Source organism: Halorubrum sp. Boch-26, from assembly GCF_029889805.1.
Classification (GTDB): Archaea; Halobacteriota; Halobacteria; order Halobacteriales; family Haloferacaceae; genus Halorubrum.
This window is the reverse complement of sequence record NZ_JARANT010000023.1, coordinates 1-14,223: the sequence shown is the minus strand read 5'-3', so window position 1 is coordinate 14,223 and position 14,223 is coordinate 1. Positions and strand designations below refer to the sequence as shown.

The following is a 14,223-nucleotide window of genomic DNA, read 5'->3' as shown; positions in this document are numbered from 1 at the left end:
CGGATTCCGGGTATGTTCGAGGTCGAGATCAAGGTCCCGGCCGACGTCGGCGCGGTCCGCGACCGACTCCGCGAGGTCGGCGCCGAGCGCGTCGACGCACGCCGCCAGCGCGACGCCTACTACGACGCGCCGCACCGCGACTTCGCCGAGACGGACGAGGCGCTCCGGATGCGTCGCGAGACACCGCTTCCGGACGGGGTCGGGTCGGCCGGCGCGAGAAGCGGAGAATCTGGGAAGAGCGAACCCGAAACGACGAAAATCACATATAAAGGTCCGCTCCTCGATGAGGGGTCGAAAACCCGTGCCGAACACGAGACGGAGGTGGTCGACCCCGAGGCCACGGCCGGTATCCTCTCCGGTCTCGGCTTCGAGCCGGCGGCGACCGTCGAGAAGCGTCGCGAGTTCTGGGCGTACGACGGCTACACCGTGACGCTCGACGCGGTCGACGGGCTCGGCGAGTTCGTCGAGATCGAGCGGGCGGTCGACGACGAGTCCGCGATCGAGGCCGTCAGAGACGACGCGCTCGCTACCCTCGAGGGGCTCGGGCTCGACGGGGGCGAGCAGGTCCGCACGTCGTACCTCGGGCTGTTGCTGGCGGACGGGGACGCGAGCGACGACGAGTAGCCGGGGCGGCGTTCAGTTGGCGCCGCTCACGTCCGCTCAGCTCAGTTCACGTCGCTCCCGTCCCCGTCCGGTCGCTTCTTCGAGAGCGCGGTCCGGTCGAACTCGCAGACGAGGACATCGTCGCCGCCCTCGACCAGTTTGAACGCCTCGACGTGCATCGTGACGACGCCGCGCTCGCCGTCGCTCGTCTCTCGCTTGTCCGTGACGGTGGACCGCGCGCGGACGGTGTCGCCGTGGAACACCGGATTCGGGTGCTCGACGTTATCGTACGAGAGGTTCGCGACGATGGTGCCGTCCGTGGTTTCCGGAATCGATACACCGACCGCGAGCGACATGGTGTACAGCCCGTTGACGAGGCGTTCGCCGAACTGGGTCCCCTCCGCGAAGTCTCCGTCGAGGTGGAGCGGCTGCTGGTTCATCGTCATGTCACAGAACCGTTGGTTGTCGGCCTCGCTCACCGTCCGGCGTCGCGCGTGCTCGATAGTCTCGCCGACCGCGAACTCCTCGTAGTAGCGTCCCGTCATGATGCGACCGTCGACCCGACGCGGCAAATCGGTACCGCTCCGGGCACCGATCGCACCGCCAGATTCGCTCGTCCTTGGCTTTTTATCCGGCGGCGGGGAGTCTCCGACATGGCCCGACGAAGCCTCCTGTTTTCCCCCGGTGACCGACCGGAACTCATGCGAAAGGCGCCGGCGACGGGCGCGGACGTGGTCTGCTTCGACCTCGAAGACGCGGTCGCTCCCGGCCGGAAGGACGAGGCCCGTACCGCCGTCCGCGACGTGATCGCCGACCCCGATTTCGCCCCCGACGCCGAAGTGTGCGTTCGGCTCACGGCGACGGATCCCGCCGCCGACCTCGACGCCCTGATCGGAGCGCGGACGGCGGAGGCGGCGAGCGGAGACGGCTCCGACGACGCCGAGGCCTCGCCGCGGCTCGACGCGGTTATGCTCCCGAAGGTCGAGGGCGCCGAGCGCGTCGAGCGCGCCGCCGCGCTGTGTGCCGACCGCGGGCTCGACCCCGCGGTGTTCGCGCTCGTCGAGACGGCGGGCGGCGTGCTCGACGCTGAGGAGATCGCCGACGCGGACGCGACCGACGCGCTGATCTTCGGCGCCGAGGACCTCGCGGCCGACGTGGGTGCGACGCGCACCGACGAGGGGACCGAGGTGCTGTACGCCCGCGAACACGTCGTCCTCGCGGCCAGCGCGGCCGACGTCGACGCGCTCGACACGGTCTACACCGACTTCTCCGACACGGAGGGGCTCCGCGAGGAGACGGCGTTCGCGCTCGGACTCGGCTACGACGGGAAGCTCGCGATCCACCCCTCGCAGGTCGACCCGATCAACGAGGCGTTCACGCCCGACGCCGAGGCGATCGAGTGGGCCGAGCGAGTGCTCGACGCCCGCGACGAGGCCGACCGAGAGGGTCGCGGCGTGTTCAGCGTCGACGGAGAGATGGTCGACGCCCCGCTGATCGCGCAGGCTGAGCGGATCGCCGAGCGGGCCGCGGCGGCCGGGCTCGACCGGCGGTAGCGACCGCAGTTCCCGGTCCCGACCCAACTCCGCCTCGTCACCGGTCGCGGCCGGCCGCGGTCCGTCACAATTAACCCCGGTGCCTCTGCAGAGTGAGGCATGGCTGACCAGCCCAATCCGTTCGAGAGTCTCCGTGAGCAGGTCGACGACGCCGCGGCGCATCTCGACGCAGACGAAGGGGTACTGACTCGACTGAAGAACCCCGAGCGAGTGCTCGAGACGAACCTGACGTTCGAGCTCGACGACGGCACGCTGGAGACGGTCCGCGCGTACCGATCGCAGTTCAACGGCGACCGCGGTCCGTACAAGGGCGGGATCCGCTATCACCCGGACGTCACCCGCGACGAAGTGAAGGCGCTGTCGGGCTGGATGGCGTACAAGTGCGCCGTCGTCGACGTCCCTTACGGCGGCGGGAAGGGTGGAATCGCGATCGACCCGAGCGACTACTCGGAGAGCGAGCTGGAGCGCCTGACGCGCGCGTTCGCGACGGAGCTCCGCCCGCTCATCGGTGAGGACCGCGACATCCCGGCGCCGGACGTCAACACCGGCCAGCGGGAGATGAACTGGATCAAAGACACCTACGAGACGTTAGAGAACACGACCGCCCCCGGCGTCATCACCGGGAAAGCGATCGACTCGGGCGGCAGCGAGGGGCGCGTCGAAGCGACCGGTCGCTCCACCGCACTCGCCGCGCGCGAGACGTTCGATTGGCTCGACCGCGACCTCGCGGGCGCGACTGTCGCCGTTCAGGGTTACGGCAACGCCGGGTCGATCGCGGCCGCTCTCCTCGACGACCTCGGCGCCGACGTGGTGGCCGTCTCCGACTCCTCCGGCGGAATTCACGACCCCGACGGGTTCGATCCGCGAGCGGCGAAAGAGTACAAGTCCGAGACGGGCGCCGTCGACGGCTACGCCGACGCCGCGTCTATCACGAACGAGGAGCTGCTGACGCTCGACGTCGACGTCCTCGTGCCCGCGGCGCTGGAGAACGCGATCGACGGCGACCTCGCCGCCGATGTCGCCGCCGACGTGATCGTCGAGGCGGCGAACGGTCCTCTCACTCCCGACGCCGACGACGTGCTCGCTGAGAGGGACGTCTACGTCGTTCCCGACATCTTCGCCAACGCCGGCGGTGTCACGGTCTCGTATTTCGAGTGGGTCCAGAACCGCCAGCGGTTCAGCTGGACGGAGTCGCGGGTCAACGAGGAGTTAGAGCGCGTGATCACCGAGGCGTTCGACGGGATCATTGACGCCTACGAAACTCACGATGTCCGTAACCTCCGTACCGCCGCGTACCTCGTTGCAATCGGCCGGGTCGTGGACGCGTACGACCAGGCCGGCAGCTGGCCGTAACTCGCTCCCCGTTCACTATTCGGCCGCTCTGTCCGTCACTCCAGCCGCGCGTTCCGAATCTCGACGTGGCCGCGGTCGCCCTCCCACACCCCGTCGTACTCGAACTCGATCCGTCGGTCCATATGCGGGCCGTCGACGACGTACGTCTCGAACTCGCCGCCCTCGCCCAGCGGGTGGACTCCGTACTCCTCGCGCAGGTCGAGCAGCTCCCCCAGCGCATCGGCGTCGTAGCGCCGCCCGAGCCACGACTCGTCGAGCCCGTAGGCTGCGACCTGCACGATCCGGATCTCGAAGCCGGCGTCGAACATCGCCTCCGCGAGCGCGACCGGGTCCTCACCCCAGAGCGGGGCGAAGAGATCGATTCCGAGCCGGTCGCACATCGCTCGGATGCGACTTGTCTGGTACTCGCTCTCGACCGCACCAGCAGTGACGCCCGCGAGGTCGACGTCGTCGCTCGCGGCGATCTCCCCGAGCGCCGCCTCCATCGGCTCCAGCTCGGCGTCGCCCTGCGCGCCCGCGTCATCGACGTCGTCCGCGCCGAAGTCGTCCGGCGAGACCTCGACGAGGTCGATCCCGAGGCTCTCGGCGGCGAGCCCGGCGAGCTCCGTCGCCGGCGTGTGGTACATGTACGAGTCGCCGGTGGGATGGACGGTCAGGAGCCGCGAGACGTCGAGGCCGGCCTCAACGGCGCGGTACAGCGCCCACGAGGAGTCTTTCCCGCCCGAAAAGAGGCTCACCCAGTCGTCGGTCATTGCAGAGCGAAAGCGTGCGACGCCTAAAGCGTCCACGGTCCGAGTTGACAGGCGTCGACCGGAGCGGACCGTACGCGGCAATTCCGTCGGTCGAACGGTGGTATCCCTGCGAGTTATCCGCCGAACGAGTATTATTAATGAAAAATAACAATATATTAGCGACTGTACGTCGGAGTTCGCGTATGGAGGACCAATCGGCGCCAACGCTCGACACGCTCACCGTCACCGAAGGAGAGGAACCGTTCGAGAACGGCAGCGAAGCGGGCGACGTCGTCTCGCCCGTTCACCTCTCGTCGACGTTCGCGCTCCCCGGCCTTGACACCGAGATGCGGCTCGAAGACGTGGATCCGAGCGCCGGTGAGTTCGTCTACGGGCGTCTGTCGAACCCGACTCGTCACGCGTTGGAAACCCGAATCGCGGCGCTCGAAGGGGGTTCACACGGCACCGCGTTCGCGTCGGGCACTGCAGCGATCTTCACGACGCTACTCGCGAGCGTGACCCCGGGCGACCACGTCGTCGCCTTCGAGGACCTGTACGCCGGTACCCGTCGAATGCTCGACGACGTGTTTCAGTCGCGTCTCGGCGTGGACGTCACGTACGTCGACGCGACGGACACGGCGAACGTGGCGGCCGCGCTCCGCGAAGAGACCGCGGCCGTCTGGATGGAGTCGCCGACGAACCCGAAACTCGCGCTGTGTGACATCGCCGGTATCGCCGACCTCGTTACGGACCGAGACGTTGTGTTCGGGGTTGACAACACGTTCGCGAGCCCGTATTTTCAACGGCCGCTCGAACTGGGCGCCGACGTCGTCGTCCACAGCACGACGAAGTACCTCAACGGCCACTCCGACGCCATCGCCGGGGCGGCCGTCACCGACGACGACGCGCTGGCCGAAGAGATTCGGTTCCTGCAGCAGGTCGGCGTGGGCGCCGTCAGCGGCCCGTTCGACAGCTACCTCGTGTTACGTGGCATGAAGACGCTCGCCGTCCGTATGGACCGGCACGAGGCGAACGCGATGGCCGTCGCCGAGTTCCTCGACGAGCGTCCGGAGGTGACCGACGTGTACTACCCCGGCCTGCCGAGCCACCCGGACCACGATCTCGCTCGCGGGCAGATGTCCGGCTTCGGCGGGATCCTCTCGTTCGAACTCGCCGGAGAGATAGACGACGCGAAACGGTTCGTCGAGGCGCTAACGGAGTTCACGCTCGCCGTCTCCGTCGGCGGCGTCGAGAGCCTGATCGAGTTGCCGGCGGCGATGACCCACGAACCGCTCTCACCGAGCGAACGCGAAGCGCTCGGAATCTCGGACACGCTCATCCGCGTTTCGGTCGGAATCGAAGGGATAGAAGATCTGATCTCGGACCTAAAACGCGGTTTCGATGCGATGTATCGCCGTCCCACACCGCCATCGACCGACCGCTGACACCGGTCGACGCTGCGGGAGCGGCGGGTCTCAGTCCGAGATGAACTCGTTGTCGCGCCAGTTGACGCCGCCCTCGCCGTCGCCGGCGCCCTGCGGGCTCTCGACGACCTCGATGCTCGCGGGACGCGGCTCACCCTCGACGATCCGCGTCGCTTCGAGCTTGTCGTCCTCCTCGGTGATCGCGGTCAGCGTCCCCTTCTCCGAGAGCTGCGCCAGCTCGCGGAGCACGAGGAACATCGGGTACTGGAGCGCGGAGTTCTGGAGGACGGTCTCGCGGTCGCCTTTGAAGCAGGCGAACTCGACGAGCTCGGAGGGGATCTCCTCCTCCTCGTCGTCCATCCACTGCGGGCCGCCGGCGCGGGGCGGCTCCTCCTCCCAGACGCGCGTCTCCGTGACGGACGCCTTCAGCTGTGCGGTCGGCGTGTACTTGCTGATCGATTCGTCGTCGGACAGGGCCTTGATAATGAGGGTGTTGTTTCGACGCGTGATGTCGATATCGTCGATCTCCGGCGGGAGGTCGGGGTCTTCTTCGAAGTACGTCTCCACGTCTTCGAGTGGCAGTTCGAGCGTCGAATGAAGTCTGAACACGCGGCCTGTCATTGTTGGGTGGGTGAGATGGATCGAGGCGGTCGGCACGGCGGCAGCGGCAACGGCTGCATCTACCGCAGCTAGGCACCCTAGGTTTATATGGGCTGCCCTTCGACCCCTAAAATCCGGAGCCGTCGCGGGCGGTAGCCATTTCGGCTTACTCGGCGCCGAGTTCGGCGGCCAGCTCGCCGCGTTCCTCTAACTCCGCGAGCACGTCGCTGCCGCCGACGAACTCGCCGTCGACGAACGTCTGCGGGATCGTCTCCCACCCGCTCTCGGCTTCGAGCGCCTCTCGGTAGTGGGGGAGGGCGGGCAACACGTCGACGGTCTCGAACTCCTCGACGTGCTGACCGATGAGTTCGACGGCGCGCCGCGAGTAGCCGCACTGGGGCATCAGCCGGTTTCCTTTCATGAACAGGACCACGTCGTTGTCGGCGACGGTCTCCTGTACGCGCGCCTCTATCTCGTCGGGATCGGCCTCGGATTCGGGCTGGAACGTCATGGGCGCCGGTACGTCCCGCCGGGACAAATGGGTTCCGCACGGCAGGACCTCGCTGCGACCAGATCGCACACGGCACTGAGACGATGCCGCGACGCGATCGCGGACCGATCGGGCTACTCGTCGCGGTCGACGCGGACGACGTCTACCAGCGAGTACACCGGGACGCCGTCGATCTCGTCGTACCCCTTCTTGTCGACGAGCACGACGCAGGCGACGGGCTCGCCGCCCTGCTCGCGGATCGCGTTGACCGACTCCCGCATCGTCGTCCCCGAGGTGATGATGTCGTCCACGACGTAGCAGTCGCGGTCGCGGATCGCCGCGAAGTTGCGCGAGAAGCCGCCGCCCTGCTCGTCGATGTCGCCCTCTTCCCACTGGTGTTTGGCCGGGGCGTACGTCCCGAGGTCGGTGTCGAGTCGGCTCGCGACCGCGGTCGCGAGCGGCGCGCCGGCCTTCTCGATCCCCACTGTCAGGTCGACCTCCTCGCCCTCTTTCGTGAGGAGATCGGCCATCGCGCTCGCGGCGTACCCGAGCCGCGTCGAGTCGCGCCCCAGCGCCGACCAGTCGACGTGGATGTCGGCCGTCGTCCCGGCGGCCGCGGTATCGGCCGCGGCGTTGCCGCCTCCCGCGCGCTCGACGAGCCAGCTGGCGGTCTCCCGGGAGACGTTCAGCTCGTCGGCGATCTCTCCCTTCGAGAGACCGTGTTCCGCGAGCTCGGCCGCGCTGTCTATCAGGTCGTCAACGTTCTTCATATGCACCGAATTTGACCGCCGTTTTAATAGTCGTGTCGTCATCCGCGAACGCGGCCTCGAACTCGTCGAGCCCGTACACGCCGGTGACGAGGTCGTCGAGGAACCCGTCGGAGAGCCGCGACAGCGAGTCGACCGCGGCCTCGAAGTGCTCGTACCCGGAGTTGACGCTGCCGACGAGCGCCTTGTTGTGGAGGACGAACTCCCGGTGGAGCCGTCCGCCGTCGATCTCGAACTCCCAGTCGCCCGGCACGCCGAGGAGCGCGCCGACCCCGTTCGGGGCGAGCGCCTCGATGGTCTCGAAGGCGTGCGGCGCGTAGCCCGTCGCCTCGAAGACGAAGTCCATCGGCTCGTACGCCTCCGACGCCGACGAGACGGGCGTCTCGTTGGAGTTGACGTACGTCGCGCCCAGCGACTCGATGATTTCGATCGTCGGGTCCGGTCGCTCCCGACGGCCGAGACAGTAGAGCCGCTCGAACTCGGCGTCGAGCGTCGCGACCGTGAGCAGTCCGAGCGATCCGTTTCCGAGCACCAGTGCGGACTCCGGATCCCAGTGGAACGCCGACCGACTGGCGTACGCGTGCTCGATCGCTTTCTCCGCGATCGACACCGGCTCGACGAGGAACCCCCACTCGGCGAGGGCGGGCGGGATCTCGACGAGGAACTCCGCCGGACTGGTGAAGTACTCGGCCATGAAGCCGTGCGCGCCGACGATGCCGCGCTCGTGGTACTCGCCGTTCGGTGCCATGTCGGGCTCGCCGCGCGCAAAGTACTCGTTCGCGCCGTTGGGCGGGCGCCGGACCGTCGGCACGACGACGTCGCCGACCTCGAACGGCGTGTCGTTCGGCTCCTCGACGACCCCGACCGCCTCGTGGCCCAACACGAGGTGGTCCTCGCCCTCGGGCGCGCCTCCGTGTCCGCCGGCGATGACCTCGTGGTCCGTGCCGTCGACGCCCACCCGGAGCGTCCGGACGAGCGCTTCCCCGGGCGCCGGCTCCGGTCGCGGCTTCTCCGTCACGACCGGTTCGTCGGCCCCCTCGAATACGGCTATCGCGTTCATATCCGAACGGACGTGGCCAGACACCAAAAGATTTCTTTTATTCTGAGTAAAGAATAGGCCCCGTCCGACCGCGGGTTTTTCCATCCCGTCGCCCGGAGGAGACCCCGTGTGTACACTCACCTTGGCGTGGCGCGCGTTCGGCGACGCGCCGATCGCGCTCGCCGCCAACCGCGACGAGGCGCTCGACAGGCGGGCCGACCCGCCGGCCGTCCGCGAGCCCGCCGGCGGTGACGGCGTTCGGTACGTCGCGCCCCGCGACGCGGAGGCCGGCGGTACGTGGATCGGCCTCTCCGAGTCGGGCGTCACCGTCGCGATCACCAACCGCTGGCTCGACGCCGACCGCGAGGGCGACCGCTCGCGCGGACTTCTCGTGCGCGACTGCCTCGAAGCCGACTCGGCCGAGGCCGCCGTGCGGACCGTCGAGCGCGACCTCGAAGCCCGGTCGTACGACGGGTTCAACCTCGTGCTCGCCGACGCCGACGCCGCGTTCTACCTCTCGTACGACGGGAGGCTCGGGGTCACGCGCTTCGACCCCGGCGTCCACGTCGTCGGCAACGTCGGCGGCGTGACGAACGGCGTCGAGCGGTTCGCGGTCCCGGAGCGCCGCCGGGAGTTCGGCGCGGAGCGCGTCGACAGCGCCCGCCGCATCGCGGCCGAACTGGTTCCGGAGCCGGGCGAGTCGGGGTCGGCGTGGCTCGACCGTGCGAGCGCCGTCCTCACGGACCACGAGTACGGCGCCTGCCTCCACGGCGACGGGTTCGGGACGCGGTCGTTCACCCGGATTCGGACGAGCGTCGACCCGGCGGAGACTCCCGAGTTCGCGTACGCCGACGGCCCGCCCTGCGAGACGCCCGCGGAGCCGGTATCGATTCCGCCGGGGTTCGGCGGCGGATAATCCGAGAGGGAGGACGCCGCCGGGACGTGAGCCCCTCGCGCCCGGAGGAGGCTCGACGGGGCAGAAAGCCAGTTTTAAGCGAGTCGCGGGCGGGTAATGGATCATGAGCGTGTCCGAACTCGAGGCCGAGCTGTCGGAGGACGAGCGAGAGGGCCTCGACCTCATCCGCGAGACCGGTGGCATCCACCAGAGCGACTTCTGGAAGGAACTCGACGTCTCCTCGCGCAAGGGGAGCCGTATCGCGGAGGCGTTAGAGGACTCAGGGCTCATCCAACGGACAGACACCGTCTACGACGGACATAACACGTACTACTTGGAACCTGCGCCTCGCGATCTGGACTTTTCACTGCTGATGGCCGGCGATATGCTGTCGCCGTTCATCGGCGAGGAAGAGGTCGACGCGCAGGCCGACGCCTTCTCGCAGTGGATGATGAACCTCGCGTACGAGGAGTACTGAGCCGTCGCGTCGGAGTCGAATCGAATCCGAGGTCGACCGCCGTCGCCGCCGTCTTCACGTCCGCCTCCCTCCGCGCGAGCCCGCTCAGCCGAGCAGGAAGGCGAACAGCGCGACGCCGGCCACGAGCGTTAAGATCAGGACGCTCCGGCCGATCCCCGTCCGAATCTCGACGTCGACGCCGAGCGACGCGACGGCCGCCCGCGGATGCATCGCGGTCCGCTTGATCGCGGCGACCAGCCGCATCACGGCGCGGTCGACGGCGGCCCACAGCTCGGTGACGCCCCAGATCGTCCCCCGACCGAGGTAGAACGCGGCCGGGTACGTCACCGCGTCGACGTCGGGCATCCGGTGGGCGAGCCAGCCGAGCGGCCGCTTCAGCGCGAAGAAGCCGACGAACCCGGTCACCAGCAGCGCCGCGCTCTCGGTCAGGTGGCTCGCGCTGTACGGATGGAGTTCCGGTGCGACCGCGGCGGTAAACGGCATCAGTTCGACGAGGTAGCCGTAGGTGAGCGGCGTGCCGAAGAAGACACAGGCGCCGCCCGCGAGCACCATACCGGCGGTCTGGAACGGCGTGGCGTCCTTCGGCGACAGCGTCGCCGACCCGTGGAAGAACATGTAATACCCGAGCTTGATGAACGACATGAACGTCCCCACGCCACCGAGGATCAGGAGCCACCACAACAGGCCTTCGCCGAGGAGCAGCTCGAAGTTGTGGAGCTCGTGGGCGGAGTCGATCACCATCCCCTTCGAGATAAACCCGTTGAATCCCGGCACGGCGGTAATCGAGGCCGCGCCGACGAGGTAGACGAGGAACGTGACCGGCATCACCCGCCACAGGCCGCCCATGTCCCTGATGTCCTCGACGCCGGTCCGGTAGACGACGACGCCGACCGCCATGAACAGCAGGCTCTTGTACAGCACGTTGTTGAACAGGTGCGCGAAGCCGCCGGTGACGGCGAACTCGCCGACGTACGTCGCGAGCCCGAAGCCGGCCAGCATGTACCCGACCTGCGCTTGGATGTGGTACGAGAGGAGCCGACGCGGGTCGTACTGGAGCAGCGCGAAGAACGCGCCGTAGACGGCCATGAACCCGCCGAGGTACGCTAACCACATGCCGCCCTCGGGGAACGTTCGGTACATCACGTACGCCGCCGTCTTCGTCGTGAACACGGAGAGGAACACGGACGCCGCCACGTGCGGGCGCGGGTAGGTGTCCGGCAGCCACGTGTGCAGGAAGATGAACCCGCAGTTGACGCCGACGCCGATCGCCGCGAGCAGCGTCGCGGAGGCGTGGATCCCGGTCGTCGACGAGAAGAGGAAGATCTCGGCGGCCGGGACGGTGCCGAGCATCGACGCGCCGTGGACGACGACCGCGCCGAGGAAGAACGTCCCGCCGATCCCGTGGAACAGCGCGTAGCGGTACCCCGCCCGCACCGCCGCACCGCCGTACTGCCACACCAGCAGGGTGCTGGTGACGGCCATCAGCTCCCAGAAGAAGATCAGGGTGAGCCAGTCGCCGGCGTAGATCGTCCCCAGCGTCGAGGAGACGTACACCAGCGCGAACGCGGTCACCCACTTGGGCGCCTCGGTGCCGTACGCGTACAGCACCGCCGCCGTCGCGAGGAACCCGACGACGACACCCATCAGCAGCGAGAACTGGTCGACGTTGAACAGGACCACGTCGAAGCCGAACAGCTGCGTCGCGAGGTGGCTTCCCGTGCCGCCGTCGCCGAGCAGGACCGCCTGTGCGAAGACGAACCCCGTCGCCAGCGCGGCCGCCGCGTGTCCGGCGCGGCGCGAGAGGCCGAGCACGAGAAACGCCGCCGCCGCGAGCACGACGTACGGCGGGATCGAGGTGAGTACTGCGTTCATGGCCGCATCACCTCTTCGGGGAGCCGCGTGTCGACGATGAGCTCGATCAGCTCCAGGAAGCCCATCTCGTAGGGGACCACGCCGAGCAGCACCGCGAGGCTCATGGCGGCGAGGATCGGCCCGAGCGTGAACCACGACGACTCGCGCCCTCGGAGGACGTCGAGCCCGGCGATGTGCCGCCAGCCGCCCGCGGGCGGTCCGCCGGCGTGGTCGTGATCCCCGTCGGGGTCGCGGTCGTCGGCATCGACTTCGTCGGTGTCGCGCTCGGCCTCGTCGCCCCGTCCCTCGCCGAAGGGCACGTCGGCGTCAGAGGGGCGCGAGTCGACCGCGTAGTCGCCGGTGTCCACGCGCTCGGCGGGCTCGGAGAAGTCCCGGTCGCTCGTGTTGAAGTCCGGACGGACCACGCCTTCCTCGTCGGTCGGCAGGTCGTCGACCTCCGCGTCGGGGATGTCGGCGTCGTCGGGGGCGTCGGGCGTCCCCGCGTCGTCGACCGCCACGTCGCTCTCGGCGCTATCGACGACGTCGCCGATATCGGCGTCGGTTCTCTCATCGGTCTCGGAGCGGTCGCCTCCGTCCTCGGGCCGGCCACCGTCGGTCGCCGCGTCGTCGGCTGCGCGGCCACCGTCCGTCGCCGCGTCGTCGGCTGCGCGGCCCCCGTCGGTCGCCGGCAGCGTCGACCGCGACTCGCCGCCCATCCGGAAGTCGACGAGCGGCTTCGCGTCGTGGGCGTCCTCGGCCTCGAAGAAGGCGGTGTAGATCACCGGCCAGAAGTACGCGATGTTCAACACGCCCGAGAGCAGCAGCGCGCCGACGAGGTAGTAGGCGATCGGGGTCAGTTGGGCGCCCATCCGGATCCCGCCGATCAGCATGTAGTACTTGCTGACGAACCCGGCGAGGAGCGGGATCCCCGCCATCCCGAGCGAGGCGACCGTAAAGGCCCCCATCGTCAGGGGCATCCGCTTGCCGATCCCCGCCATCTCGGAGATGTAGTCGGTGTGCGTCGAGACGTGGAGGTTCCCCGCGCAGAAGAACAGGGTGAGCTTCATGAACGCGTGCGCCGGGATGTGCAGCAGCGCGCCCACGAGCCCGTACCAGCCGAACAGCCCGAGCCCGAGGATGATGTAGCTCAGTTGGCTCACCGTCGAGTAGGCGAGCCGCTGTTTCAGGTGGTCCTTCCGCAGGGCGATGAACGAGGCCGCCGTCAGCGTGATCGCCCCGATGGTCGAGAGGACGAGCCCGGCCGAGAAGCCGAAGGGTAGCGAGAGGTCGAAGACGAGTTCGGGACCGAACACGTCGAGGACGACCCGCGAGACGCCGAACGCGCCCGACTTGACGACCGCGACCGCGTGGAGCAGCCCGGAGACGGGCGTCGGCGCGACCATCGCCTCGGGGAGCCACTGGTGGAGCGGCATGATGCCCGCCTTCACGCCGAAGCCGATCGCGAGCAGGAAGAAGGCGAGCATCGCGAGCCCGGGGTCGGCGTTCGCGAGCTCCTGAATCCCGCCGGCCGTGAACGAGACGTTGCCGGCGATCAGGTAGACGAGGGCGGTCCCGGCGAGCACGAGCACGCCGCCGCCGAACATCGTGTACGCGAGGTACTTCCGGCCGGCCGAGCGCGCCTCCGCCGTCTCGTCGTGGGCGACGAGCGGGTACGTCGCGATCGAGAGGATCTCGTAGAAGACGAAGATCGTCACGAGGTTGCCCGCGAACGCGATCCCCATCGTCGCCGACAGCGACACCGCGAACGCGGCGAAGTATCGCGTCTGGTTCGTCTCGTCGTTCCCGCGCATGTAGCCGATGCTGTAGAAGGAGGTGACGATCCACAGCCCGCTGGCGAGGAACGCGAACAGCATGCCGAGCGCGTCGGCGCGCAGCGCGAACTCGACCCCGGGCAGGAACGCCCCGAGCGACCACTCGAAGACGGCCCCGTCGAGGACGGCCGGGAGCATCGAGGCGACGATGCCGAACTTCGCGACCGCCGCGGCGATCGTCCACCCCTCGCGGATGTTCGGCGAACGGTGCGACGCGACGATGAAGAACGCCGCGACGAACGAGACGAGGACGGCCAGTAGGGGTCGTGGGTCAGAGACGAGAGCGTCAGTCATGCGAACACCTCCGTGAGGAACGGACCGAACCACTCCGACAGCGCGAACCCGGCGAAGCCGAGCGTGATAGTGACGAGTACGGTGACAACCAGTACCGCCAGCGTCGCCGGCGGCACCCGGTCGGGAACCAGCGACGGTCGCGGCGCGCCCTCCACGGGCGTGACGGGCGTGTGACCGTCGGCCGCGGCGTCGTCGCCCGCGGCGTCGTCGTGCCCGCCGTCGGCGGCCACGCCGGCGGGGTCGTCGTCGGGCCCGCCGGTCGTGTCATCGCCGTGACCGGCCGCGCCGTCGCCGTGGCCGCCGGGGCGGCCGA

14 protein-coding genes and 1 pseudogene are annotated in these 14,223 nt (G+C 68.7%); 6 read left to right on the top strand and 9 right to left on the bottom strand.

All coding sequences use genetic code 11. The features are described from left to right. Nucleotides 1-12: 12 nt before the first annotated feature. Nucleotides 13-624 (top strand): class IV adenylate cyclase, encoded by a 612-nt coding sequence (gene cyaB, locus OQF71_RS05245; RefSeq protein WP_280586277.1) that lies wholly within the window; start codon nucleotides 13-15, stop codon nucleotides 622-624. A 41-nt stretch (nucleotides 625-665) separates the two neighbouring features. Here cyaB and OQF71_RS05240 read toward each other — a convergent pair whose 3' ends face one another. Next, on the bottom strand, nucleotides 666-1,148 hold the full coding sequence (locus OQF71_RS05240) for a MaoC family dehydratase (RefSeq protein WP_280586276.1): 483 nt from the start codon (nucleotides 1,146-1,148) through the stop codon (nucleotides 666-668). Between the two features lie 108 nt (nucleotides 1,149-1,256). Here OQF71_RS05240 and OQF71_RS05235 point away from each other — a divergent pair, with 108 nt between their 5' ends. Both OQF71_RS05235 and OQF71_RS05230 read left to right on the top strand, forming a co-directional pair. Then, the gene (locus tag OQF71_RS05235) at nucleotides 1,257-2,156 is read left to right on the top strand and encodes a CoA ester lyase (RefSeq protein ID WP_280586275.1); all 900 of its coding nucleotides are present in this window, start codon (nucleotides 1,257-1,259) and stop codon (nucleotides 2,154-2,156) included. A gap of 99 nt (nucleotides 2,157-2,255) precedes the next feature. Further along, a complete protein-coding gene (locus OQF71_RS05230; RefSeq protein WP_280586273.1) occupies nucleotides 2,256-3,509 on the top strand; it encodes a Glu/Leu/Phe/Val dehydrogenase in 1,254 nt (417 codons plus the stop codon). Nucleotides 3,510-3,544: 35 nt separating this feature from the next. On the opposite strand, the gene OQF71_RS05225 is transcribed toward OQF71_RS05230, so the two are convergent. After that, nucleotides 3,545-4,261, bottom strand: coding sequence for a diphthine--ammonia ligase (locus tag OQF71_RS05225; protein WP_280586272.1), 717 nt, complete (start codon nucleotides 4,259-4,261; stop codon nucleotides 3,545-3,547). 182 nt (nucleotides 4,262-4,443) lie between these two features. Between OQF71_RS05225 and OQF71_RS05220 the strand changes: the two genes are divergently transcribed. Beyond that, on the top strand, nucleotides 4,444-5,685 hold the full coding sequence (locus tag OQF71_RS05220; RefSeq protein WP_280586269.1) for a PLP-dependent aspartate aminotransferase family protein: 1,242 nt from the start codon (nucleotides 4,444-4,446) through the stop codon (nucleotides 5,683-5,685). A gap of 30 nt (nucleotides 5,686-5,715) precedes the next feature. Here the strand turns inward: OQF71_RS05220 and OQF71_RS05215 are convergent, their stop codons facing one another. The 4 genes from OQF71_RS05215 to OQF71_RS05200 form a co-directional block, all read right to left on the bottom strand. Further along, nucleotides 5,716-6,285 (bottom strand): hypothetical protein, encoded by a 570-nt coding sequence (locus OQF71_RS05215; RefSeq protein WP_280586268.1) that lies wholly within the window; start codon nucleotides 6,283-6,285, stop codon nucleotides 5,716-5,718. Between the two features lie 145 nt (nucleotides 6,286-6,430). Next, on the bottom strand, nucleotides 6,431-6,775 hold the full coding sequence (locus OQF71_RS05210) for a glutaredoxin domain-containing protein (RefSeq protein WP_280586267.1): 345 nt from the start codon (nucleotides 6,773-6,775) through the stop codon (nucleotides 6,431-6,433). Nucleotides 6,776-6,888: 113 nt separating this feature from the next. Next, nucleotides 6,889-7,524 (bottom strand): transcriptional regulator GfcR, encoded by a 636-nt coding sequence (gfcR, locus tag OQF71_RS05205; protein ID WP_280586266.1) that lies wholly within the window; start codon nucleotides 7,522-7,524, stop codon nucleotides 6,889-6,891. Then, entirely contained in the window at nucleotides 7,511-8,581 is a 1,071-nt protein-coding gene (locus tag OQF71_RS05200; RefSeq protein ID WP_280586264.1) for a glucose 1-dehydrogenase, read from the bottom strand. The genes gfcR and OQF71_RS05200 overlap by 14 nt, the downstream gene beginning before the upstream one ends. Before the next feature lie 106 nt (nucleotides 8,582-8,687). Here OQF71_RS05200 and OQF71_RS05195 point away from each other — a divergent pair, with 106 nt between their 5' ends. Continuing rightward, the gene (locus OQF71_RS05195) at nucleotides 8,688-9,476 is read left to right on the top strand and encodes an NRDE family protein (protein WP_280586263.1); all 789 of its coding nucleotides are present in this window, start codon (nucleotides 8,688-8,690) and stop codon (nucleotides 9,474-9,476) included. 103 nt (nucleotides 9,477-9,579) lie between these two features. After that, the gene (locus OQF71_RS05190) at nucleotides 9,580-9,933 is read left to right on the top strand and encodes a MarR family transcriptional regulator (RefSeq protein ID WP_280586262.1); all 354 of its coding nucleotides are present in this window, start codon (nucleotides 9,580-9,582) and stop codon (nucleotides 9,931-9,933) included. An 84-nt stretch (nucleotides 9,934-10,017) separates the two neighbouring features. Here OQF71_RS05190 and OQF71_RS05185 read toward each other — a convergent pair whose 3' ends face one another. The 3 genes and pseudogenes from OQF71_RS05185 to OQF71_RS05175 form a co-directional block, all read right to left on the bottom strand. Beyond that, a complete protein-coding gene (locus OQF71_RS05185; RefSeq protein ID WP_280586261.1) occupies nucleotides 10,018-11,805 on the bottom strand; it encodes a Na(+)/H(+) antiporter subunit D in 1,788 nt (595 codons plus the stop codon). After that, complete coding sequence (locus OQF71_RS05180; protein ID WP_280586260.1) at nucleotides 11,802-13,910, bottom strand: cation:proton antiporter; 2,109 nt, start codon at nucleotides 13,908-13,910, stop codon at nucleotides 11,802-11,804. The genes OQF71_RS05185 and OQF71_RS05180 overlap by 4 nt, the downstream gene beginning before the upstream one ends. Then, nucleotides 13,907-14,223: pseudogene (locus OQF71_RS05175) on the bottom strand (monovalent cation/H+ antiporter subunit D family protein); the annotation flags it as partial. The gene OQF71_RS05180 and the pseudogene OQF71_RS05175, both read right to left, overlap by 4 nt.